At 72.9% G+C, this 23,721-nt stretch carries 19 protein-coding genes; 11 read left to right on the top strand and 8 right to left on the bottom strand.

The features are described 5' to 3' along the window. Nucleotides 1–126 precede the first annotated feature (126 nt). Nucleotides 127–1,146 (top strand): aspartate-semialdehyde dehydrogenase, encoded by a 1,020-nt coding sequence (locus tag OG393_RS21790; RefSeq protein WP_327376355.1) that lies wholly within the window; start codon nucleotides 127–129, stop codon nucleotides 1,144–1,146. On the opposite strand, the gene OG393_RS21785 is transcribed toward OG393_RS21790, so the two are convergent. Beyond that, nucleotides 1,133–1,633 (bottom strand): DUF1203 domain-containing protein, encoded by a 501-nt coding sequence (locus OG393_RS21785; RefSeq protein WP_327376354.1) that lies wholly within the window; start codon nucleotides 1,631–1,633, stop codon nucleotides 1,133–1,135. The two genes, OG393_RS21790 and OG393_RS21785, sit on opposite strands and share 14 nt — an antisense overlap. A 196-nt stretch (nucleotides 1,634–1,829) precedes the next feature. Here OG393_RS21785 and pepN point away from each other — a divergent pair, with 196 nt between their 5' ends. After that, complete coding sequence (pepN, locus tag OG393_RS21780; protein WP_327376353.1) at nucleotides 1,830–4,403, top strand: aminopeptidase N; 2,574 nt, start codon at nucleotides 1,830–1,832, stop codon at nucleotides 4,401–4,403. Between the two features lie 180 nt (nucleotides 4,404–4,583). Here the strand turns inward: pepN and alc are convergent, their stop codons facing one another. The 3 genes from alc to OG393_RS21765 form a co-directional block, all read right to left on the bottom strand. Beyond that, nucleotides 4,584–5,717 (bottom strand): allantoicase, encoded by a 1,134-nt coding sequence (alc, locus tag OG393_RS21775; protein WP_327376352.1) that lies wholly within the window; start codon nucleotides 5,715–5,717, stop codon nucleotides 4,584–4,586. 93 nt (nucleotides 5,718–5,810) lie between these two features. Further along, a complete protein-coding gene (locus OG393_RS21770) occupies nucleotides 5,811–6,725 on the bottom strand; it encodes a LysR substrate-binding domain-containing protein (protein ID WP_327376351.1) in 915 nt (304 codons plus the stop codon). Between the two features lie 35 nt (nucleotides 6,726–6,760). After that, complete coding sequence (locus tag OG393_RS21765) at nucleotides 6,761–7,711, bottom strand: EamA family transporter (RefSeq protein ID WP_327376350.1); 951 nt, start codon at nucleotides 7,709–7,711, stop codon at nucleotides 6,761–6,763. A 121-nt stretch (nucleotides 7,712–7,832) separates the two neighbouring features. Here OG393_RS21765 and OG393_RS21760 point away from each other — a divergent pair, with 121 nt between their 5' ends. Continuing rightward, nucleotides 7,833–8,351, top strand: a complete 519-nt coding sequence (locus OG393_RS21760; protein WP_327376349.1) for a MarR family winged helix-turn-helix transcriptional regulator — start codon at nucleotides 7,833–7,835, stop codon at nucleotides 8,349–8,351. A 260-nt stretch (nucleotides 8,352–8,611) separates the two neighbouring features. Here OG393_RS21760 and OG393_RS21755 read toward each other — a convergent pair whose 3' ends face one another. The 3 genes from OG393_RS21755 to OG393_RS21745 are packed head-to-tail and all read right to left on the bottom strand — an operon-like array spanning nucleotide 8,612 to nucleotide 11,246. After that, on the bottom strand, nucleotides 8,612–8,848 hold the full coding sequence (locus tag OG393_RS21755; protein WP_327376348.1) for a hypothetical protein: 237 nt from the start codon (nucleotides 8,846–8,848) through the stop codon (nucleotides 8,612–8,614). Between the two features lie 20 nt (nucleotides 8,849–8,868). Beyond that, entirely contained in the window at nucleotides 8,869–10,959 is a 2,091-nt protein-coding gene (gene malQ / locus OG393_RS21750) for a 4-alpha-glucanotransferase (protein ID WP_327376347.1), read from the bottom strand. Nucleotides 10,960–11,000: 41 nt separating this feature from the next. Further along, nucleotides 11,001–11,246, bottom strand: coding sequence for a hypothetical protein (locus OG393_RS21745; protein WP_442817429.1), 246 nt, complete (start codon nucleotides 11,244–11,246; stop codon nucleotides 11,001–11,003). A gap of 216 nt (nucleotides 11,247–11,462) precedes the next feature. On the opposite strand from OG393_RS21745, the gene OG393_RS21740 reads away from it, so the two are divergent. Next, nucleotides 11,463–14,531, top strand: coding sequence for a beta-N-acetylglucosaminidase domain-containing protein (locus tag OG393_RS21740; protein ID WP_327376345.1), 3,069 nt, complete (start codon nucleotides 11,463–11,465; stop codon nucleotides 14,529–14,531). A 137-nt stretch (nucleotides 14,532–14,668) separates the two neighbouring features. Here the strand turns inward: OG393_RS21740 and OG393_RS21735 are convergent, their stop codons facing one another. After that, a complete protein-coding gene (locus OG393_RS21735) occupies nucleotides 14,669–15,235 on the bottom strand; it encodes an HNH endonuclease (protein WP_327376344.1) in 567 nt (188 codons plus the stop codon). 249 nt (nucleotides 15,236–15,484) lie between these two features. Here OG393_RS21735 and OG393_RS21730 point away from each other — a divergent pair, with 249 nt between their 5' ends. From OG393_RS21730 to OG393_RS21700, 7 genes are all read left to right on the top strand, one after another. Then, nucleotides 15,485–16,546 (top strand): mechanosensitive ion channel family protein, encoded by a 1,062-nt coding sequence (locus OG393_RS21730; RefSeq protein ID WP_442817344.1) that lies wholly within the window; start codon nucleotides 15,485–15,487, stop codon nucleotides 16,544–16,546. Nucleotides 16,547–16,812: 266 nt separating this feature from the next. Then, nucleotides 16,813–18,027: an ROK family transcriptional regulator gene (locus OG393_RS21725; RefSeq protein ID WP_327376342.1), complete on the top strand. Its 1,215-nt coding sequence runs from the start codon at nucleotides 16,813–16,815 to the stop codon at nucleotides 18,025–18,027. A gap of 101 nt (nucleotides 18,028–18,128) precedes the next feature. Continuing rightward, nucleotides 18,129–19,466 (top strand): ABC transporter substrate-binding protein, encoded by a 1,338-nt coding sequence (locus OG393_RS21720; protein ID WP_327376341.1) that lies wholly within the window; start codon nucleotides 18,129–18,131, stop codon nucleotides 19,464–19,466. Between the two features lie 6 nt (nucleotides 19,467–19,472). Further along, nucleotides 19,473–20,414 (top strand): carbohydrate ABC transporter permease, encoded by a 942-nt coding sequence (locus tag OG393_RS21715; protein WP_327376340.1) that lies wholly within the window; start codon nucleotides 19,473–19,475, stop codon nucleotides 20,412–20,414. Between the two features lie 5 nt (nucleotides 20,415–20,419). Beyond that, complete coding sequence (locus OG393_RS21710) at nucleotides 20,420–21,319, top strand: carbohydrate ABC transporter permease (RefSeq protein WP_327376338.1); 900 nt, start codon at nucleotides 20,420–20,422, stop codon at nucleotides 21,317–21,319. A 4-nt stretch (nucleotides 21,320–21,323) separates the two neighbouring features. Beyond that, on the top strand, nucleotides 21,324–22,598 hold the full coding sequence (locus OG393_RS21705; protein WP_327376337.1) for a 6-phospho-beta-glucosidase: 1,275 nt from the start codon (nucleotides 21,324–21,326) through the stop codon (nucleotides 22,596–22,598). Beyond that, the gene (locus OG393_RS21700; RefSeq protein WP_327376336.1) at nucleotides 22,589–23,572 is read left to right on the top strand and encodes an N-acetylglucosamine kinase; all 984 of its coding nucleotides are present in this window, start codon (nucleotides 22,589–22,591) and stop codon (nucleotides 23,570–23,572) included. The genes OG393_RS21705 and OG393_RS21700 overlap by 10 nt, the downstream gene beginning before the upstream one ends. The last annotated feature ends 149 nt before the right edge of the window (nucleotides 23,573–23,721 follow it).

Here is a 23,721-nt window from a genome sequence, read left to right as displayed (position 1 = left end):
CGGCCGGAGCCTCGCGAGAGGCCCCGGCGTCATCCCGCCCCTTGGACTACGGATTGGACAAGGCGCCCCGGAGCGCACGCATGATGGACGCGGCACCACCCTGCACACATATTCGGAGGAGTCCCCGTGAAGGTCGGAATCGTAGGAGCCACCGGTCAGGTCGGCACGGTCATGCGCAGCATCCTGGCCGAGCGGAACTTCCCGCTGGACGAGCTGCGGCTCTTCGCCTCCGCCCGCTCCGCCGGCACGGTCGTCGACGGGGTCACGGTCGAGGACGCCTCGACCGCCGACTACACGGGCCTGGACATCGTGCTCTTCTCCGCCGGTGGCGCCACCTCCAAGGCGCTCGCCGAGAAGGTCGCCGCCCAGGGCGCCGTCGTGATCGACAACTCCTCCGCGTGGCGCCGCCACCCCGAGGTGCCGCTGGTCGTCTCCGAGGTCAACCCGCACGCGGTCAAGGACCGTCCCAAGGGCATCATCGCCAATCCGAACTGCACCACGATGGCCGCGATGCCGGTCCTCAAGCCGCTGCACCAGGAGGCCGGCCTGACCGCCCTCGTCGCCACCACCTACCAGGCCGTCTCCGGCTCCGGTGTGGCCGGCGTGGCCGAGCTGCGCACCCAGGCGTGCGCCGTGGCCGAGAACGCCGACCGGCTCGCCTTCGACGGCGAGGCCGTGGAGTTCCCCGAGCCCGGCGTCTACCAGCGTCCGATCGCCTTCAACGTCGTACCGCTGGCCGGTTCGATCGTGGACGACGGCACCTTCGAGACGGACGAGGAGCAGAAGCTCCGCCACGAGTCCCGGAAGATCCTGGAGATCCCCGGCCTGAAGGTCTCCGGCACCTGTGTCCGTGTCCCGGTCTTCTCCGGCCACTCCCTCCAGGTCAACGCCCGCTTCGAGCGGCCGATCAGCGTCGAGCGCGCCTACGAGCTGCTGAAGGACGCGGAGGGCGTCGAGCTGTCCGAGATCCCCACCCCGCTCCAGGCGGCCGGCAAGGACGCCTCGTACGTGGGCCGCATCCGGGCCGACGAGACCGTCGAGCACGGTCTGGCGCTGTTCCTCTCCAACGACAACCTCCGCAAGGGCGCCGCGCTGAACGCGGTGCAGATCGCGGAGCTGGTGGCGCGCGAGCTCAAGGGCGCCTGACCTCGTAGTGGAAGCAGCCGTACTCGACGGCCCTGACGTGCACCAGGGCCACCCGCGGGTCGGCGAAGGCTTCCGTCAGCGCCTCGTCGAAGGCTTCGGTGGCCGCCTCCGGGATCTCCAGGAGGCGGCCACCGGCGATCGTGCCGTCGGCGGCGTAGCGGCGCAGGGTGCGCAGCGCGCCGGGACGGGCGAAGGGATAGGTGCCCGGCGCTCCGGGCCCCGCGCACCGCTCGGCGTGGACGAAGACGGGTCCCTGCTCGTCGTACGCGCCCGGCTCGGCGCCGGTCCGTGCCGCCCAGCGGCGCAGCGGGGCGTATGACACGAGGGCGATGCGCTCGCCGGGACGTGAGTGACGCAGGCAGCAGCGCAGGAGGGCTCCGCCCTCGGGGTCGGCGAAGGCCCTGCAGGGGCGACCCGCGTCGTCGGTGGCGCGCAGTTCGTCGAGGGCGGTGGGCTCGATGGCCCGGACGGTGTGGGTGGGAGTCATGGGCCCAGCCTCACGCAGCGGGGCGTATTCCACCGGCGGGATTCGGACGGTGAGCCGACGTGCGGCGGGACCGGTGGGGGCGGTCTGTCCACACGGGTCCGGTGCCGCCGCTTCGGGGCGGGGAAACGTGTCGTGCGTCGCCGACGCGGGCCGTGGAAGGATGACCCAAACGTCACGAAACCGAGGAGTAGACCGGGTGCCTGGCACAAACCTGACCCGTGAAGAGGCACAGCAGCGGGCGAAGCTGCTGGCCGTGGACGCGTACGAGGTCGAACTCGACCTCACCGGTGCGCAGGAGGGCGGGACCTACCGGTCCGTCACCACCGTCCGCTTCGATTCCGCCGAGGCCGGTGCGGAGACCTTCATCGACCTCGTCGCCCCCGCCGTGCACGAGGTGGTGCTCAACGGCCGCGCGCTCGACGTGGCCGCCGTCTTCCGTGACTCCCGGATCACGCTGGCCCATCTCCGGCAGGGCCCGAACGAGCTCCGGGTCGTCGCGGACTGCGCGTACACCAACACCGGTGAGGGCCTGCACCGCTTCGTCGACCCGGTCGACGGCCAGGCCTATCTGTACACCCAGTTCGAGGTCCCGGACGCGCGCCGTGTCTTCGCCGCCTTCGAGCAGCCGGACCTCAAGGCGACCTTCCGGTTCACCGTGAAGGCGCCGAGCGGCTGGTCGGTGATCTCCAACTCGCCGACGCCGGAGCCCGAGGACGACCTGTGGGTGTTCGAGCCGACCCCGCGCATCTCGACGTACATCACCGCGCTGATCGTCGGCCCGTACCACGCGGTGCACTCCTCCTACGAGAAGGACGGGCAGCGCGTTCCGCTCGGCATCTACTGCCGTCCCTCGCTGGCCGAGTTCCTCGACGCGGACCACATCTTCGACGTGACCCGTCAGGGCTTCGACTGGTTCCAGGAGAAGTTCGCGTACGACTACCCCTTCGCCAAGTACGACCAGCTCTTCGTACCGGAGTTCAACGCGGGCGCGATGGAGAACGCGGGCGCGGTCACGATCCGCGACCAGTACGTCTTCCGCTCCAAGGTGACGGACGCGGCGTACGAGCGCCGGGCGGAGACGATCCTGCACGAGCTCGCCCACATGTGGTTCGGCGACCTCGTGACCATGGAGTGGTGGAACGACCTCTGGCTGAACGAGTCGTTCGCCACCTTCACCTCCGTCGCCTGCCAGGCATCCGTGCCGGGCACCCGCTGGCCGAACGCCTGGACCACCTTCGCCAACGCGGAGAAGACGTGGGCCTACCGCCAGGACCAGCTGCCGTCCACGCACCCGATCATGGCGGAGATCAACGACCTGGAGGACGTGCAGGTCAACTTCGACGGCATCACCTACGCCAAGGGGGCCTCGGTCCTCAAGCAGCTGGTGGCGTACGTCGGACAGGACGAGTTCTTCCAGGGCGTGCAGGCGTACTTCAAGGCGCACGCCTTCGGGAACACGCGTCTGGCCGATCTGCTGGGCGCTCTGGAGGAGACCTCCGGCCGCGACCTGAAGACCTGGTCGAAGGCGTGGCTGGAGACGGCCGGCATCAACATCCTCCGGCCGGAGATCGAGACGGACGAGAACGGGATCATCACCTCCTTCGCCGTCCGACAGGAGGCGCCGGCGCTGCCGTCCGGGGCCAAGGGCGAGTCGATCCTGCGTCCCCACCGGATCGCGATCGGCTTCTACGACCTCGACGCGGCCGGGAAGCTGGTCCGCGGCGACCGGGTCGAGCTGGACGTGCGGGCCGCCGAGCTGACGGCGGTGCCGCAGCTGGAGGGCAAGGCCCGCCCGGCGGTCGTGCTGCTCAACGACGACGACCTGTCGTACGCGAAGGTACGGCTCGACGAGGTGTCGCTGAAGAACGTCACGGCGCACCTGGGCGACTTCGCGGAGTCGCTGCCGCGCGCGCTGTGCTGGGCCTCGGCCTGGGACATGACGCGTGACGGCGAGCTGGCGACCCGGGAGTACCTGGAACTGGTGCTCTCCGGCATCGCCAAGGAGTCCGACATCGGCGTGGTGCAGTCGCTGCAGGGCCAGGTGAAGGCGGCGCTGGAGCTGTACGCGGCGCCGGACTGGCGCGAGGCGGGCCTGACGCGCTGGACGGACGCGACGCTGGCGCACCTGCGCACGGCCGAGCCGGCCGGCGACCACCAGCTGGCGTGGGCGCGCGCCTTCGCGGCGACCGCCCGCACGCCCCAGCAGCTGGACCTGCTGGTCGCGCTGCTGGAGGGGCGTGAGTCGATCGAGGGTCTGGCGGTGGACACCGAGCTGCGCTGGGCGTTCGTGCAGCGGCTCGCGGCGACGGGCGTCTACGAAGAGACGGAGATCGCGGCCGAGCTGGAGCGCGACCGGACGGCGGCGGGCGAGCGCCACGCGGCCACCGCGCGGGCGGCGCGTCCCACCGAGGCGGCCAAGGCCGAGGCGTGGGCGTCGGTCGTGGAGTCCGACAAGCTGGCGAACGCCGTGCAGGAGGCGGTGATCGGCGGCTTCGTCCAGACCGACCAGCGCGAGCTGCTCGCCCCCTTCACGGCGAAGTACTTCGCCTCGATCAAGGGCGTCGCGGAGACCCGCAGCCACGAGATGATCCAGCAGATCGTGGTCGGTCTCTATCCGACGCTCCAGGTGTCGCGGGAGACCCTGGACGCGACGGACGCCTGGATCGCGGCGAACGACCCCGCTCCGGCGCTGCGGCGTCTGGTGACGGAGTCGCGCGCGGGCGTGGAGCGGGCGCTGAAGGCCCAGGCGGCGGACGCCGCGGCGGCCTGATCCTCCGAGTGACCGAGTGGAGGACGAAGGGGTACCTCCCCCGTGGAGGTACCCCTTCGTCCGTGGTGAGGTCCGCCCGGCGGGCGGGCGTCGGTGCGCGGCCGCTCCGCCGGGCGGAAACCGGTCGGAACCTCCCGGGGGTGACCTCCGGCCGGGTCGGAGGTCACCCCCGGGAGGCTGTCAGTCGCCGAGCTCCTGACAGCGGCGGCGCAGCGTGTCGGCGCCCTGCTCGGTGAGCGTGCCGTGCAGGCGCATCCGGGCGACGCCGCCGTCGGGGAAGGCGTCGAGACGGACGTGGGTGACGACGGCCCGCGCGGCGAGCGGGAAGCGGTGCGGGGTGTCGGGCTGGAGGCGGGTGCGGGGGATGATCTCGAACCACTCGCCGGTCTCGCCGTTGCGGCCCTGGAGGGCTGTCCAGCCCGCCGAGTTGCCCTTGAGGTAGGCGGTGTCGATCTCCACGGCGCGTACGGCGCCCTGGGCGGCGAGCCGGAAGCGGACCCAGTCGTGGGTGCCGCGGACCCGGCGGCGGCGGTTCTCCCAGCCGTCGTCCATCTTGCGGGAGGTGCCCGGCAGGATGATCTGCGTCGGCGAGGAGTAGAACCTGTCGGAGGCGTCCTCGCACACGCCTCCGTTGAGGACGGAGATCAGATCGAGGGTGCCGAGCAGCTCCAGCCACGCGGGGTCGGGCACGACCTCGCCGTGGACGCGGAGGCGGGCGACGCCGCCGTCGGGGTGCTGGCAGAGGCGGACGTGGCTCCAGCGCCGCTCGGAGGTGATCGTGAAGCCGTTGGCGGCGTGCCCGCGCACGGGGGTGGGCGGGACGAGTTCCTCCCATATGACGTCGGCGGCGAGCAGCCGCTCGGGGCTCGGGGTCCCTTCGACGGCGGTGGCCTGGACGCTGACCCGCTGCGGGTAGTTGCCGCGGAAGTGGGCGGTGTCGACGACGATGCCGCGGATGACGCCGGGGGCGCCGAGGCGGACGACCGCCCAGTCGTGGTCCTCGGGAGCGGGGAAGACGTTCCCGGCGTCGGCGCCGCGGCGGCGGCGGGTCTCCCAGCCGTCCATGATCTTGCCCTTGTGGCCGAAGCGCTCCGGGTCGAAGACGGCGCGCTCGCGGACCAGGAGGTTCTCGCGCTCGGCGAAGAACTCGTCGTTGGCGGCGACGACCCCGGCGCCGAGCCGGCGGTCGGCGAGGTCGACGAGCTCGGTGAAGGGGAAGTCGCCGCTGCGGTAGTCGGCGTACGGGTCGCCTCCGCCGTAGGGGGCGGCGTCGTTGGCGTGCGGGTCCTGTTCCGGGCTCGTCTCGAAGGTCATGCCCTGACTCTGCCTGCCCGGCGAAGACCAGGTCCATCGAAAGTTTTCGACGGTATTTTTCAGTGGAACTGAAAGATTTCCGGGCGAGTGGCGCTACCGGGCCGCCTCACGGGCGGCGGCGGCCTGCCGGAGCGCGGCGAGGACCCGGGCGACCGCCGGACCCTCCTCCGCCCCGCGGCGGACGGCGGCGACGACGTGGCGGCGCGGCCGGTCGGCGGAGAGGACCCGCATGACGACACCGCCGCGCGGCTCGGCGGTGGCCATCCGGGGGACGAGCGCGATGCCCATGCCGGCCTCGACCATGGCGAGGATGGTGGTCCAGCCGGAGGCGCTGTGGGCCTGCTCGGGCACGAATCCGGCGGCTTCGCAGGCGGCGGTGGTGATCTCGGACCAGGGCCCCGAGCCGCCGAAGATCCAGGGTTCGGCGGAGAGGTCGGCGAGCCGCAGACCGGGCGCGTCGGCGAGCGGGTGCGCCCGGGGCAGCGCGAGGTCGAGTGGGTCGGCGAGCAGCGGTACACGGCTGAACTTGGGGTCGCGGACGGGCGGCGCGTGGGCGGCGAGCGAGAGGGCCAGGTCGACGGCGCCGGAGGTGAGCAGCTCGTACGCCTCCGCTGCCTCGGCCTCGCGGACCCGCACGTCGAGGCCGGGGTGCGCGTCGCGGAGCTGTCGCACCGCGGGCACGACGAGCGCGGGGACGCCGGTCGAGAAGGCCGCCAGCCGTACCTGCCCCGCCTCGCCGCGCAGGTAGCCGTCGAGCTCGGCGTCGGCGCGTTCCAGCTGGGCGAAGACCGCCTCCGCGTGGCGGAGCACCAGGTGGGCGGCGTCGGTGAGGCGGACCCCGCGGCCCTGGGCCTCCAGCAGGCGCACCCCGAGCTGTCCGGCCAGGTTGGTGAGCTGCTGGGAGACGGCCGAGGGGGTCATGAGCAGCGCCTCCGCGGTCGCGGTGACGGTGCCGCGGTCGCGGAGGGTGCGGAGGATGCGGAGCTTCTTGATGTCCCACTCGGTCATGGGGCGCAACCTACCCGGCCGGGCTGGGACCGCGGTCACCTCGACGCAGTCTTCCGGTCCGGCGAAATGTTCCGGGCGTTGTGTTCATCGGATCTGAACGTTCTGCTCGCCTCGGCACGTGGCGCCCGCGAGGCCCGCGGGGTCCACTGCCCGGCGAGCGTGGCTCCGAAGGCGACCGCCATGCCGGCCAGCTGGACCGGGCCGAGCGACTGACCGAGCGCCACCCAGCCGATGACCGCCGCGGTGATCGGCGACAGCGGGCCGAGCAGGGTGACCGAGGAGGCGCTCAGCAGCTCGACACCGCGGAACCAGAGGAGATAGGAGACCGCGGTGTTGCCCAGGGCGAGGTAGGCGTAGCCGAGCAGGCCGTCGGTGTCCAGGGCGGGCGGCGCACCTTCGAGCACGAGGGCGACCGGCAGCAGGACCAGGCCGCCCGCGGTGAGCTGCCAGCCCGTCAGGGCCGCCGCTCCCGCGCCCTCGGGGCGGCCCCAGCGCTTGGTGAGGACCGTTCCGGCGGACATCGACAGGGCGGCGAGGAGTCCGGCGGCCACCCCCAGCGGGTCGGGCGCGGCGCTCGCCCTCAGGACGACCAGGCTGACACCGAGGGCGGCGGCGATCGCGGTGAGCAGCGACCGCGTGGTCGGCCGGTCCCCCAGGAACAGCGCGGCGAGTCCGACCACGAGGAGCGGGCCGACCGAGCCGACGACGGCGGCGAGACCGCCGGGCAGCCGGTAGGCGGCGAGGAAGAGCAGCGGGAAGAAGGCGCCGATGTTGAGGACGCCGAGGATCGCCGCCTTCCCCCACCAGGCACCCCGGGGAAGCCTCCGGGTGTACGCGAGGAGGAGCAGACCGGCGGGCAGGGCGCGCGTCAGGCCGGTGAACAGCGGCCGGTCGGGTGGCAGGAACTCGGTGGTGACGTAGTAGGTCGACCCCCAGGAGACGGGGGCGAGCGCGGTGAGGGCGACGACGGCGGCCTTGCGGGACATGACGGATTCCCCGGTTCGGACGGTGGACCGAATGACTTGACGGTAAGTAGCTTAGTCATAAGCTACTTACCGTCAAGTGACTTACTTGTCATCGAGCCTGCGAGGAACGGAGACTGCGCACATGGAGACGAACAACGTGGGCTCCGGCCCCGAGCGCGACGCCGTCGACGCCATCACCGACCAGTGGGCTGTGGTCCGCCCCGATCTGGACACCGTGCCGATGGCCGTCTTCGGGCGGATCTACCGGCTCGCCGCCGCCATGCGCGGCCGGGTGGACAAGGCGTACGCGCCCTACGGGATGTCACTCGGGGAGTTCGACGTCCTGGCGACCCTGCGCCGTTCGGGTGAGCCGTACACGCTGTCGCCGCGTGAGCTGACGGCGACGCTGATGATCACCACCGGCGGGATGACGGGCCGGCTGGACAAACTGGAGAAGGCCGGGCTGCTCAGCCGAAGCCCCGATCCGCACGACCGGCGCGGTCTACGCGTGACGCTCAGCGAGCGCGGGCGCGGGCTGGTGGACCAGGCCGTGACGGCCGGCCTCGCCCGGCAACGGGAGGCGCTGGAGTCCGCGCTCGACCCGCGGGAGCGGGAGCAACTGGCCGGGCTGCTGCGCAAGCTCCTCGCCACGACGGCCTGAGAGCCTGGCGGCCGAAGGTCCCGACACGCCCCCGGCCACGGACCACACCCGGGAACGCACGCGAGGGCGCCGCACGGTACTCACGTACCGTGCGGCGCCCTCGGAGCGATGCGGGCCGAGGCCGCAGGCGGGCGCGGTCTGGTGCGGGCGATTCCCGGGCGCCGGGACGCCGCTGTAGCGGAGCTACCGGGCATCCCGGCGACACCGGCAGCGCGCGTGCCAGGGCGTGACCGCCCGGCCAGAGGCCACCCGGCAGGCTCTCAGACCCTCTTGGTCCTGTCGGACTTGTCGAGCACCATCACCAGACCGGCGATCACCAGGAACAGGACGATCGGGGTGGCGACGAACAGGCCGAGGGTCTCGACGACACTCAGCTTGGGGGCCGGGTCGTCACCGTCGTCGCGGGTGAGCGCGAGCGCCGGGGACGACATGAGCAGCATCATCAGCGTCGTACCGGCCGCGACAGCACCGGCGCGCAGGGCGTTCTTCTTGTCCACGGTGCAAACGTAGCGAACACCTAAACCGGCCGCGCGCCCGGGGGTGCCGTACGCGCCGCGCCCGCGCCGAGGAGGGACAGCAGTCGGTACGCCCGGGGCGAGGCCGTCAGCGCCTCCAGCGTCAGCGGCTGCCCTTCCGGGCCGGCGACCGGCAGCCGCCAGTTGGGGTACTCGTCCCAGGTGCCGGGCAGGTTCTGCGGCCGGCGGTCCCCGACCGTGTCCGGCAGCCACAGCCCCACCATGCGCGCCGGGGTGCGCAGCAGGAAGCGGTGGACGGCCCTGATCTCGGCCTCCTCGTCCCCCGGCCCCTCCGGGAGCAGCCCCAGCCGCTCGAAGGCGCCCAGCCACTCGCCGGTCTCGGCGGCGTCCCTGGCCCGCTCCCGGGCCGGATCGCCGGTCAGCAGCCCCAGCCGCTGCCGCAGCGTGACGTGGTCGCCGGAGAGGCGGGCCGCCGTGGAGGGGAGGTCGTGGGTGGTGGCGGTGGCCACGCAGTCCGCGCGCCACACCTCGGGCGTCAGCGGAAGCCCGGTGCCCGACCAGTCGCGTTCGAACCAGAGCACGGAGGTGCCCAGCACACCGCGCCGGGACAGCGCCTCGCGCACCCCCGGCTCGACGGTGCCGAGGTCCTCGCCGATGACGACGGCGCCCGCCCGGTGCGCCTCCAGGACCAGGACGGCGAGCATGGCCTCTGCGTCGTAGCGGACATACGTTCCCTCGGTGGGCCCGCGGCCCTCGGGTACCCACCAGAGCCGGAACAGGCCCATGACGTGGTCGATGCGCAGGGCGCCGGCGTGGCGCAGCAGTTCCCGGAGCAGGCCGCGGTAAGGCAGGTAGCCGGAGGCCGCGAGCACGTCGGGGCGCCAGGGCGGCAGGCCCCAGTCCTGGCCGCGGGAGTTGAAGGCGTCGGGCGGGGCGCCCACCGACATGCCGGACGCGAAGGTGCCCTGCTGGGCCCAGGCGTCCGAACCGTCCGGGTGGACACCGACGGCCAGGTCGTGGACCACCCCCACGGACATGCCTGCCTCTCGGGCGTCCGCGCCGGCGGCGGCGAGCTGCCGGTCCGTCAGCCAGGCCAGCCAGCGGTGGAAGTCGACCCGGTCGGCCAGCTCGGCGTCGGCGGCGACGATCGGGGCGGCCGCACGCGGGTCACGCAGCTCGGCGGGCCAGCCGCGCCAGTGGTGGCCGTGGCGCTCCGCGAGGGCGCAGTAGGTCGCGTGGTCCTCCAGCGCGAGGCCCCGCTCCGCGAGGAAGTCGCGGTAGGCGGCCCGCGCGCCGGGCCCGGGTTCCACGGTCCGTACGAGTTCCAGGGCGCGCCGTTTGAGCTCCCACACCGCGTCCCGGTCGATCAGCGCTCCCTTGCGCAGCACCCGTTCGCGCAGCTCGGCGGCGTCGGCGAGGACCGTGTCCAGCGCCTCGCGGTGCTCGGGCCCCACATGGGCGTACCCGGGGACGTCCTCGATCCGCAGATGGACCGGGTCGGGGAAGCGGCGGGAGGAGGGGCGGTACGGGGAGGGGTCGGTGGGCGCGCCGGGCACGGCCGCGTGCAGCGGGTTGACCTGGACGAACCCGGCGCCGTGCACGCGTCCGGCCCAGACGGCGAGCTCCCGCAGGTCGCCGAGGTCCCCCATGCCCCAGGAGCGCGCGGACAGGACGGAGTAGAGCTGGACGAGCAGCCCGAAGGCGCGGTGTTCCGGCCGGGGCACGCACGCGGGGGCGACGATCAGGGTGCCCGTCCCGGAACGGCCCCCGGGGGCGGTCGCCTCGATCCGGTGCACTCCGAGCGGCAGTCGCGCCCAGTCGGCGGCCTCGGCCTCCTCCACGACGTCGCCCGCCTCGGTCGTCACGCGCAGCCGCGTACCGGGCGGCAGCCCCTCGGGCGGCCCCTGGGGGCCGTCCTGCCACCGCACGAGCGTGGGCGGCAGCAGGCGGTCCCGCTCGGCGCGGTGCGCCGCTTCGAGCGCCGCGTCGAGGGCCTCCGGAGTCCCGGCGTCCACGTCCAGGGCGGCGAGCACGGCGACGACCGTGGCATCGGGCACCTGGACGGTGACGCCCTCGGAGGGTGCGTACGCGGTGGCGACGCCATGGAGGGCGGCGAGGCGGGCCAGGGTCACTTCACACTCCGAGAGTCGGGAACAGCGGCGGCCCGGACAGGTCACATGCCGGGGGACTCCATCCCGCCGGCGGTGCCGTGGGCGGTGGGTTCGCTGGTGAGCGGCGCCGCGTCGGTCAGAGGCGGCTCGCTGGTGAGGGGGGCGGCGTCGGCGAGGGGCGGTTCGCTGGTGAGCGGAGCGGCGTCGGCGAAGGGCGGTTCGCTGGTCAGCGGGGCGGCGTCGAAGAAGGCCGGCTCGCAGATCAGCGGGCCCTGTTTCGGTACCCGATGGTGGATGGTCGGGCGCATGGTCGTGGTCACGGGGGTCTCCCGGTTTCGTCTCGACAAGTGGGACAGCAAGGGCACGCCTACCCACCGCCCCCCGTTTTACCGGCAGAACTTCGCGCGAGACCGCCACCTCGCCGAAAGAGTGCCCGGCAAAGCCGACACATCGACCACGCGCATTGACACCTCGGCCGACCGGGTGGTGGGGTCGTCACCAACTCGTGACCAAAGGAGTCCTTCGTGTACCTGGGGCGCAGGAAGCGGACCGCGACGGCCGTGGCCGCCGCGGTCATCGGCGGTCTCCTCGGCGGCGCCGTGCCCGGTGTCGCACAGGCCGCACCGGCCCCCCCGGCCAGCGCCACGGACGAGCAGACCGACGCGCGGTCGTCGGCGGACACCGGAGTGTGGCCGCGCCCGCAGTCCCTGAGGACGACGGGCGCCTCGGTACCGCTCGGCGACCAGGTCACCCTGCTCGCCGACGCCGACGCCGACCCGCACGCCCTGGCCGCGCTGCGCGAGGTACTGCGTGCGGCGGGCGTGCGGACCGTCCACACGTCCCTGCCGGGCGCGGGCACCGTCGTCCGCGCGGGCGGGCGGGCCGGCCGGGGGGACGCCGCCGCGTCCGAGGCTCTGCGCGCCCTGCGGGTGCCCGAGCGGGGTGATCTCCCGCACGGCGGCTACCGTCTCGCGACCGGCCGGGTCCAGAGCCGGGACACGGTCGTGCTGGACGGGGTCGGCGAGGACGGCCTCTTCCACGCCGTGCAGACACTGCGCCAGCTGGTGGGCCCGCAGCGGGAGATCCGCGGCGTCGTGGTGCGCGACTGGCCTGGCAGCGCCGTCCGCGGCCTGACCGAGGGCTTCTACGGCCGCCCCTGGAGCCAGGAACAGCGCCTCGCCCAGCTCGACTTCATGGGCCGCACCAAGCAGAACCGCTTCCTCTACGCCCCCGGCGACGACCCGTACCGGCAGACCCTGTGGAGGGAGCCCTACCCGGCCGAGCAGCGCGCCGCGTTCCGCGCGCTCGCCGAGCGGGCCCGCGCCAACCACGTCACGCTCGCCTGGGCGGTGGCGCCCGCGCAGTCCATGTGCCTGGCCTCCGACGACGACGTCCGGGCGCTCACCCGGAAGATCGACGCCATGTGGGCGCTCGGCGTGCGTTCCTTCCAGCTCCAGTTCCAGGACGTCAGCTACAGCGAGTGGCACTGCTCGAAGGACGCGGACGTCTTCGGCCGGGGCCCCGCGGCGGCCGCCGCGGCCCACGCCCGTGTGGTCAACGCGGTGGCCCGGCACCTGGCGGAGCGCCACCCGGGCGCGGAGCCGCCGGACCTGATGCCGACGGAGTACTACCAGGACGGCCGGACGGACTACCGCACCGCGCTCGCCGCCGCGCTCGACGACCGGGTACGGGTGGCCTGGACGGGTGTCGGCGTCGTGCCCCGGACCATCACCGGGCGGGAACTGGCCGGGGCGCGGCAGACGTTCGGGCGGCCGCTCGTCACCATGGACAACTATCCGGTGAACGACTACGCGCAGGACCGGCTCTTCCTCGGCCCCCAGCAGGGCCGGGAGCCGGCCGTGGCCGCCGGTTCGGCGGCCTTCCTCGCCAACGCGATGGAGCAGGCGACCGTCTCCCGCATCCCGCTGTTCACCGCGGCCGACTACGCCTGGAACCCGAAGGGCTACCGGCCGCAGGAGTCCTGGCGGGCGGCCGTCGACGACCTGGCCGGACCGGACACCGCGGCCCGCGAGGCGCTGTGGGCGCTGGCCGGCAACGACGCCTCCTCGCTGCTCGACCCGACCGGCGAGTCGGCCTACCTCAAGCCGCTGATGGCCGCGTTCTGGAGCAGCCGGACGAACGGGACGCCGGCCGCGCGGGAGAACGCGGCGCGGGAGCTTCGGGCGGCGTTCACGGTGATGCGGGAGGCACCGCGGCGGCTCGCGGCGACCGCGGACGGCGCCCTGGACGACGAGGTGCGGCCCTGGCTGAACCGGATGTCGCGGTACGGCAGCGCGGGCGAGACCGCGGTCGACATGCTCCTGGCCCAGGCTCGTGGCGACGGCTCGGCGGCCTGGCAGGCGTCGCTGCGCCTGGAGCCGCTGCGTGAGTCGCTGCGGCAGGACGACCGGGTGACGGTCGGAAAGGGCGTCCTCGACCCGTTCCTGACCCGCGCGGTGACGGAGTCTGCCGCCTGGACCGGCGCGGACCGCGAACGGAGGACCGGGCGGCGGGCGGACCGGGAACAGGACGCGTACGTGCTGCGGCTCGACCGCTCACGGCCCCTGGAGACGCTGACCGTGATGACCGAGCCCGGTACGGGCGAGGGCGCCCGCGTGGAGGTCTACGTGGCGGGCGAGGGCTGGCGACCGCTCGGCCCGCTGTCGGTCTCCGGCTGGACGCAGACCGACGGGAAGGGGCTGCGCGCGGAGGCCGTGCGGATCGTGTGGAGCGGCGGCTCCGCTCCCGAGGTCCGCTCCCTGGTGCCGTGGTTCGCGGACGAGCCGCGCGCGGAGCTGGAGCTGGGCCGTGCCGAGACGGACGCCGAGATCGGCGGGGCGGCGCAGCGGGTGGACGTCCAGCTGGTCGCGAGGCGGGCGGGCGAGGTGCGCGACGCGTTGACGGCGCGGGCTCCGAAGGGTATCCGGGTCCGGCTCCCGAAGGAGGTCCGGGTGCCGCGCGGGACCCGGACGACAGTGCCGATGGAGATCACGGTGGCGCCGGACGTGCCGGCCGGCTCCTACCGGGTGCCGGTGTCGTTCGCCGGCGAGGAGCGGGTGCTGACGGTCCGGGCCTTCCCGCGTACGGCGGGCCCCGATCTGGCGCGGACGGCGACCGCTTCCTCCTCGGGCGACGAGACACCGGACTTCCCGGCCTCCTCGGCGACGGACGGTGACCCGGCGACCCGTTGGTCCTCCCCCGTGGAGGACGGCGCCTGGTGGCAGCTGGAGCTTCCCGAGCCGGCCCGGATAGGGCAGGTGGTGCTGCACTGGCAGGACGCGTACGCCTCCCGGTACCGCATCCAGGTGTCCGCCGACGGCCGCACCTGGCGCACGGCGGCCACGGTCACCGACGGCCGGGGCGGCCGGGAGTCGGTCCGGATGGACGCGGCGGACACCCGCTTCCTGCGGATACAGGGCGATACGCGGGCGACGCCTTACGGCTACTCGCTCTGGACGGTGGAGACCTACGCGGTGGCGCCCCCGGAGGAACCCGCGGACCCGGAGCGGCCCGCGTCCGCCGAACAGCCGACCCCGCCCGCAGAGCCCGAGCAGCCCGAACAACCCGAGCAGCCCGAGCAGCCCCGGGAGTGAGCCGGCCCAGGGGAGTGCCGGGGGACGTGCGCGGGGCCCCGGGGTCCGGCCGGGGACGCGGACCGACGGTGGGGAACCCGACCGCCCGTCGGTCCGTCCGGCTGCGCGACCTTCGCCCCGCGCGAGGCGAAGGGCCGTCAGGTCGCCGTCTTCACGGCCCCCGTGGAGGCGTGCGGGACGGCGTCGATCCGGGCCATCACGTCGTCCGCGCCGTACGGCTGCAGGTAGGGCAGCCAGCGCGGGTCCCGGTGACCGGTGCCGATGATCCGCCAGGCGAGGCCGGACGGCGGGGCCGGCTGGTGGCGCAGCCGCCAGCCCAGCTCCCGCAGATGCCGGTCGGCCTTGACGTGGTTGCAGCGACGGCAGGCCGCCACGACGTTGTCCCAGGCGTGCGTGCCCCCGCGGCTGCGCGGAACGACGTGGTCGACGCTGGTTGCGACGCCACCGCAGTACATGCAGCGCCCGCCGTCGCGGGCGAAGAGGGCTCTGCGGGTAAGGGGAACGGGCCCCCGGTAGGGGACCCGCACGAACCGCTTCAGCCGGACCACGCTCGGCGCGGGGATGACGCGGGTCTCGCTGTGCAGGAAGGCGCCGGATTCCTCGAGGCACAGGGCCTTGTTCTCCAGGACGAGGACGAGCGCGCGGCGGAGCGGTACGACGCCGAGCGGCTCGTACGACGCGTTGAGGACCAGGACATGCGGCACGTGATGCCTCCTATGACGCCGGCGGCGCGTGGCTCGCGCCGGGACGATCCGCTCTCAGTCTCCCCTCATGCCTGGTCGGAGCGCCACCACGTGGCGGTAACGGCCTTGGGGTGTTCTCGGACACATCACCGGAAGGACCGGATACATCCCCGCACGCGGACCGTCCTTCCTTGTGACAAGGCGCCGGGATCACGTCCGGTGCCCCGTTAGTGTGGTCGTTCTGCGTACGTCATGCCTGGAGGTTTCCCCGTGCCCTGGTCAGCCTTGCCGGCCGCCGACGATCCCCAGACCGTCCCCGCCACGCTGGACGAGGCCGCGGAGCGTGCGACGAGCGCCGCCGGCTGGGTGGAGGAGAACTGGTCGACCTGGCTGAACACCGGGTTGCGCATCATCCTCATCCTGGTCGTGGCGCTGCTGCTGAGAATGGCCATCCGACGCGCGCTGACCAAGCTGATAGCGCGGATGAACCGCTCCGCCCAGGCGGTGGAGGGGACCGCGCTCGGCGGTCTGCTGGTCAACGCCGAGCGGCGGCGGCAGCGCTCCGAGGCGATCGGCTCGGTGCTGCGCTCGGTCGCGTCCTTCGTCATCCTCGGCACGGCCGGGCTGATGATCCTGGGGGCCTTCAAGATCGATCTCGCGCCGCTGCTCGCCTCGGCGGGTGTCGCGGGCGTGGCGATCGGCTTCGGCGCCCGGAACCTCGTCACGGACTTCCTCTCCGGTGTCTTCATGATCCTGGAGGACCAGTACGGCGTGGGGGACTCGGTCGACGCGGGCGTGGCCTCCGGCGAGGTCGTCGAGGTGGGTCTGCGGGTGACGAAGCTGCGTGGGGACAACGGTGCGATCTGGTACGTCCGCAACGGCGAGATCAAGCGGATCGGCAACCTCAGCCAGGGCTGGGCGACGGCCGCGCTCGACGTGACGGTCCGCCCGACCGAGGACCTGGACGAGGTCCGCGAGGTGATCACCGGCGCCGCCGAGGGCATGGCGAAGGAGGAGCCCTGGAACGAGCGGCTGTGGGGCCCGGTGGAGGTCCTGGGACTGGACGAGGTGCTGCTCGACTCGATGACGATCCGCGTCTCGGCGAAGACCATGCCGGGCAAGTCCCTGGGTGTCGAACGAGAGCTGCGCCGGCGGATCAAACACGCCCTGGACGCGGCCGGCATCCGGATCGTGGGCGGCACCCCGGCCTCGGCGGAGGAGTCCGGGGCGGACCCGACGGCGGGCATGGCGGCGCCCTCCGCCTTCGGCTCGGCCATCTCCCCGCAGTCGGTGGCGGCGACCCCTCTCCCAAAGCCCGACCTGGGCAAGTAGTCCCTCCGCATGCCCGAAGGGCGCCCCGCCGGTGACCGGCGGGGCGCCCTTTCGTCGTACCGCGGTGACGCGGCCGGAGGACGAGCGCGCGGTGGCCTCCGGGCAGCACGCGGGGGCCGTGCCGCGCCCGGGGTATTGACGACCCGGTGACGCTCGCCTTACCGTCCTCCCATCGATAGGAAACTTTCCTAACAATGCAATGGGGGAAGCGGGCCGCGTGGCAGCAGAATGACCCCGTCCAGAGCCGAAGGGCAGGTGCATCCGTCATGGCCGGCACGACCCCGGGGACCCCCGGCACACCGCGCGTGCTGCGCGCCATGAACGACCGCGCCGCGCTCGACCTGCTGCTGGAGCACGGCCCCCTGTCCCGTACCCGGATCGGCAAGCTCACCGGGCTCTCCAAGCCGACCGCCTCCCAGCTGCTCGCCCGCCTGGAGGCGGCCGGACTCGTCGTCGCCGGCGGTACCACCGCGGGACGGCCGGGACCGAGCGCGCAGCTGTACGCGATCGAGTCCCGCGCCGCCTACGCCGCCGGCATCGACGTCACCCCGAGCCGCATCCGCGCCGCCGTCGCCGACATCACCGGCACGGTGGTCGGCGCGTACGAGCTGGACACCCCCGGGCGCGCCTCCGGCGGAGTCGTACGGCAGGTCGCCACCGCCCTCGACGGCGCGACGAAGGACGCCGGGATCACCCCGGCCGAGGTACACCGGCTCGTCATCGGCACCCCCGGCGCCTTCGACCCGGCCACCGGGCGGCTGCGCTACGCCTCCCACCTGCCCGGCTGGCACTCCCCCACCCTCCTGGAGGAGCTGGCCGTCGCCCTGCCGATGCCGTTCGAGTACGAGAACGACGTCAACCTCGTCGCCCTCGCCGAACAGCGGCTCGGCGCCGCCCGCGGTCACGAGAACTTCGTGCTGCTGTGGAACGAGGAGGGCCTCGGCGCCGCCCTCGTGCTCGGCGGACGGCTGCACCGCGGCTTCACCGGCGGCGCCGGCGAGGTCGGATTCCTGCCCGTACCCGGCACCCCGCTCGTTCGGCGGGTCACCAAGGCCAACTCCGGCGGCTACCAGGAACTCGCCGGCGTCCGGTCCGTCCCCCGGATCGCCCGGACGCTCGGCATCGAGACCGTCGAAGCGCCCCCTGTGCCGGTCGCCTCCGGCCTGCTCGCGCACGCCGCCGCCCACCACGGCGACGACCCGCGCTACGCGGCCCTGCTCGACCGGTACGCCGAACGCCTGGCGACCGGACTCGCCTCCGTCATCGCGGTGCTCGACCCCGGGCTCCTCGTCCTGGCGGGCGAGCCGAACCTCGCCGGCGGCGAGCCGCTGCGCGAACGCGTCCAGTGCCAGCTGGCCGAACTCGCCGCGTCCCGGCCGCGGCTCGTCCTCGGCACCGTGCACCACGACCCCGTGCTGCGCGGGGCTCTCGAAAGCGCCCTCGCCACCACCCGCGACGAGGTCTTCGACACCTCCCGCTGACCCGGACCCCGCCCTCTCCCCCGGCCGGCATCCCGCACGGCCCGGACCAGCACGCGTCATCCCCTTCCCCTGCACCCCAACCGCACCAGGGAGACTCCGCCATGCCCGCACGCCCGCGCACCGCCGCGACGGCGCTCGCCGCCACCGCTTCCCTCGCCCTGCTCGCCTCCGCCTGTACCGGCGCGCCGTCCGGGGGCGCGAAGGACGACGCGAACGCCCGGACCACGATCACCTTCTGGCACGGCTGGTCGGCGCCCGCCGAGGTCAAGGCCATCGAGGACAACGTCGCCCGCTTCGAGAAGGCCCACCCCAACATCACGGTGGACGTCGTCGGCAACATCAACGACGACAAGCTCAACCAGGCCCTTCGCACCGGAGGTTCGAAGGGTCCGGACGTCGTCTCCTCCTTCACCACCTCCAACATCGGCAAGTTCTGCTCCTCCGGTGCCTTCGCCGACCTGGAGCCCTTCCTCGCGAAGTCCGGCGTCGACCTCGAGAAGACCTTCCCGAAGGTGCTCCTCGACTACACCCGGTTCGAAGGAAGGCGCTGCGCGCTCCCGCTGCTCACCGACGCCTACGGCCTCTACTACAACAAGGACGCCTTCGCGGCCGCCGGAATCACCTCGCCCCCGAAGACCATGTCGGAACTGGCCGAGACGGCGAAGAAGCTCACGAAGACCAAGGGCGACGGCTACGAACAGCTCGGCTTCATGCCGAACTTCCACGGCTACGAGACCACCACCGAGCACTACCTCGGCGCCTGGGGTCCCGCCTACTTCGACGCGGACGGCAAGTCGAACATCGCCAGGGACCCCTCGGTGGCGGCGATGTTCACCGCGCAGAGGAAGCTGGTCGACGCGCTGGGCGGCTACCGGAAGCTGGAGAGGTTCCGCGGCACCTTCGGTGACGAGTGGGGCGCCAAGCACCCCTTCCACACCGGCCAGGTCGCGATGCAGATCGACGGCGAGTGGCGGCTGGGCATGGCCGCCGACGCCAAGGTGGACTTCGAGATCGGCGTGGCCCCGATGCCCGTCGCCGACGACCAGGCGGCGGACTACGGCAAGGGCTTCCTCTCCGGCACGGTCGTGGGGATCGCCCCGCAGAGCAGGAAGCAGAACGCCGCCTGGAAACTGGTCGAGTTCATGACCACGGACACCGAGGCGGTGGTGGCCTTCGCCAACGGCATCCGCAACGTGCCCTCCACCTTCGCGGCGCTGAAGTCCCCCGACCTGAAGTTCGACCCCCGGTTCCGGACCTTCCTCGACATCGCCCGGCACCCGCGGTCCAACACCCCGGCGGGCGCGGTCAACGGCTCGGCCTACCTCAACACGCTCCAGGACTTCGGCTACCAGTACGAGAAGGGTGCCATCGGCGACCTCCAGGCCGGGCTGGAGAAGACCGCCCGGCAGATCGACACCGACATCGCCAAGGCGAAGTAGCCGCCGATGACCACGCACACGCTCCGTGCGAAGCGCCGCCGGTCGGCGCTTCGCACGGCGGCCTTCATGTCGCCCTGGCTGATCGGGTTCGGCGTCTTCTTCGCCTACCCCCTGGTCTCGGCCCTCGCCTTCTCCTTCACCCACTACGACGGCTTCACGCCCCCGTCCTTCAGCGGCCTGGACAACTGGATCTACGTCTTCCGGGACTACCCCCTCTTCTGGCCGTCCCTGTTCAACACGCTCTGGCTGGTCGTGGTCATGGTCGGCTGCCGTGTCGGCTTCGGCCTCGGCGTCGGCCTGCTGATCACGAAGATCAAGACGGGCGCGGGGGTCTTCCGGACCCTCTTCTACCTGCCCTACCTCGCGCCTCCGGTGGCGGCCACGCTCGCCTTCGTCTTCCTGCTCAACCCCGGCACCGGACCGGTCGACTCGATCCTCGGCGGTCTCGGACTGCCGGCACCCGGCTGGTTCAACGACGCCACCTGGTCCAAACCTGCCCTGACCATGCTCGCGGTGTGGGGCGTCGGCGACCTGATGGTGATCTTCATGGCCGCGCTGCTCGACGTCCCCCGCGAACAGTACGAGGCCGCGGAACTCGACGGAGCCTCCGCCTGGCAGCGGTTCCGCTTCGTCACCTTGCCGAATATCTCGCCGATCGTGATGTTCGCCGTCGTCACGGGGGTGATCCAGGCGATGCAGTACTACACCCAGCCCCTGGTCGCCGGAAAGGTCGCCTCCGGCATCATCGGCGGCTCCGGCCAGTCCTTCGAGCCCGGCTATCCGGACAAGTCCACGCTGACGCTGCCCCAGCTCGTCTACAACCTCGGTTTCCAGCGCTTCGACTACGGCGCCGCCTGCGCCGTCGCCCTCATCCTCTTCGCCCTGGCCATGGTCTTCACCGGACTGCTGATGCGCCGGCGTGGCGGCCTGATCCAGGCAGGTGACTGATCGTCATGACCCAGCTCCTCGACCGACGGGCCGCGCCGGCCGCGGCCCCGCCCCCGTCCGCCGCCGGCCGTGCCGCGCGCCGCAGGGCCCTGCTGCACTGGATCGCCGTGCACGCCCTCGACATCGCCGCCGCACTCTTCTTCGTGCTGCCGTTCGTGTTCGTCCTGCTGACCTCGCTCATGAACGACCAGCAGGCCCTCACCCGGGACCTCACCCCCGACACCTGGGAGTGGGGCAACTACCTCCGGGTCCTCGAGACGCCGGGCTTCCTGACCTGGTGGCGCAACACCCTGCTGTACGCGGGCCTGGGCACCGTGCTGACCGTGGTGTCCTCAATCCCGGTGGCGTACGCCCTCGCCAAGTTCCGCTTCCGTGGGCGCGATCTGGCGACGATGCTGGTCATCTCGATGATGATGCTGCCGCCGCAGGTCGTCGTCATCCCGATGTACCTCTTCTGGGCCAAGCAGCTGGACCTGTCCGGCACGCTCTGGCCGCTGATCATCCCGATGGCTTTCGGCGACGCGTTCTCGATCTTCCTGCTGCGCCAGTTCCTGCTGACGATCCCGAACGAGTACCTCGACGCGGCCAAGGTCGACGGCTGCGGCGAGTTCCGCACCCTGATCAGGGTGGTCCTGCCGATGGCGAAGCCGGGCATCGCGGCGATCGCGCTCTTCCAGTTCTTCGCCGCGTGGAACGACTACTTCGGGCCGCAGATCTACGCCTCGGAGAACCCGGCCGCGTGGACGCTGAGCTACGGCCTGGAGTCCTTCAAGGGCGCGCGTCACACCGACTGGAATCTGACCATGGCCGCGACCGTCCTGGTCATGGCCCCTGTGATCCTCGTGTTCTTCTTCGCGCAGAAGGCGTTCGTCGAGGGAGTCACACTGACCGGAGTGAAGGGTTAGTCGAATGAAACTCGCTGTCGTGGGCGGCGGCTCCACCTACACCCCCGAACTGATCGACGGTTTCGCGCGCATGCGCGACACCCTGCCGATCACCGAACTCGTCCTCGTGGACCCGGCCGCCGACCGTCTCGAACTGGTCGGCGGGCTGGCCCGGCGGATCTTCGCCAGACAGGGCCACGACGGGAGGATCGTCACCACCGGTGATCTCGACAGCGGCGTCGAGGGCGCCGACGCCGTCCTGCTCCAGCTGCGGGTCGGCGGGCAGGCGGCCCGCGACCAGGACGAGACCTGGCCGCTGGAATGCGGCTGCGTCGGGCAGGAGACGACCGGCGCCGGCGGGCTCGCCAAGGCGCTGCGGACCGTCCCGGTGGTCCTGGACATCGCCGAACGGGTCCGGCGCGGCAACCCGGACGCCTGGATCATCGACTTCACCAATCCCGTCGGCATCGTCACGCGCGCCCTCCTGCAGGCGGGTCACAAGGCCGTCGGCCTCTGCAACGTCGCCATCGGCTTCCAGCGGAAGTTCGCCCGGTTCCTGGGCGTGGACCCGTCCGACGTCCACCTCGACCATGTCGGCCTCAACCATCTGACCTGGGAGATCGCCGTCCGGCTGGGCGGTCCCCAGGGTGAGAACGTGCTTCCGCGACTGCTCGCCGAGCACGGTGCCGCGCTCGCCGACGACCTGCGCCTGCCGTCCGCGCCGATGGACCGCCTCGGTGTGGTCCCCTCCTACTACCTGCGCTACTTCTACGCCCACGACGAGGTCGTCCGGGAGCTCGGCAGCAAGCCCTCGCGGGCCGCCGAGGTCGCCGCGATGGAGCGGGAACTCCTGGCGATGTACGGGGACCCGACACTCGACGAGAAGCCGGCGCTGCTCGGCAAGCGGGGCGGCGCGTTCTACTCGGAGGCCGCCGTTGACCTGGCCGCGGGTCTGCTGGGCGGCCGGCCGGGCGCGGGCTCGCCGTACCAGGTGGTCAACACGTACAACAACGGCACCCTGCCCTTCCTGCCGGACGACGCCGTCGTCGAGGTGCAGGCCGCGATCGGCGCGCGGGGGGCCGCCCCGCTGCCGGTGGCCGCGGTCGACCCGCTGTACGCGGGGCTGATCTCGCACGTCACCGCCTACGAGGACCTGGCACTGGAGGCCGCGCTGCGCGGGGGCCGCGACCGGGTGTTCAAGGCACTGCTCGCGCACCCGCTGGTCGGCCAGTACACGCTCGCCGACGGGCTCACCGACCGGCTGATCGCCCACAACCGGGAGCACCTCGCGTGGGCCTGAACGGAAGCCTGCTGGCGATCGACGCCGGCAACAGCAAGACCGATGTCGCGGTCCTCGGACGCGACGGGAGCGTCCTCGGTACGGCGCGCGGCGGTGGTTTCCAGCCTCCGGTCGTCGGCGTCGGCGCGGCACTGGAGGGCCTGGCGGACATCGTGGACCGCGCCTGGGCCGCGGCCGGCGCCGACGACGGCACGCCGCCCGCGTTCTCGCACGTCTCCGCCTGTCTGGCGAACGTCGATCTCGCCGTCGAGGAAAGGGAGTTGACGGCCGCCCTGGAAGCCCGCCGGTGGAGTCGCTCGGTGACCGTGCGCAACGACACCTTCGCCCTGCTGCGGGCGGGGCTCGACGAGCCCCGGGGCGTCGCCGTGGTCTGCGGGGCCGGCATCAACTGTGTGGGCATGCTGCCCGACGGGCGGACGGCCCGCTTCCCCGCGATCGGGAAGATCTCCGGTGACTGGGGCGGCGGGGGCGGGCTCGCGGAGGAGGCCCTGTGGTGCGCGGCCCGCGCGGAGGACGGGCGCGGCGCACCGACCGAACTCGCCCGCGCGCTGCCCGCGCACTTCGGTCTGGACACCATGGAGGCGCTGATCGAGGCGCTGCACCGGAACCGTGTCCCGGCCACGCGGCGTCACGAGCTGACACCCGTGCTGTTCCGTACGAGTGCGGCGGGCGACGCGGTCGCACGCGCACTGGTGCACCGGCAGGCCGACGAGGTCGTCGCGCTGGCCTCGGTCGCGCTCGGCCGGCTCGGGCTGCTCGACGAGGAGGCACCGGTGATCCTGGGCGGCGGCGTGCTGGCCGCCCGGCACCCCGAACTCGACACCCGGATCGCCGACCTGCTGGTGGCGAAGGCGCCGAAGGCCGTCATCAGGGTCGTGACCTCGCCACCGGTCCTGGGCGCCGGGCTGCTGGCGCTCGACACGTGCGGGGACGGCCCCGGGGCGGCGGCCCGACTGCGGGCGCACTACGCCTGAGAGCCAGTCGGGCGGCCTTCGACCGGGCGGGTCCCGTCGGGCGCCGCCGGAACGCGTGTGACACGGGTGTCCCCGGCCCCCGCTGGGGCCGCCCCCGGGGGGCCGCCCCCAGCGGGGGAACCGCACCCGGCGCCGTCGCGTGGTGGAAG

Source organism: Streptomyces sp. NBC_01216, assembly GCF_035994945.1.
Classification (GTDB): Bacteria; Actinomycetota; Actinomycetes; order Streptomycetales; family Streptomycetaceae; genus Streptomyces.
Note: the sequence above shows the minus strand (reverse complement) of the source record. Positions and strands in the feature narration are given on the sequence as shown.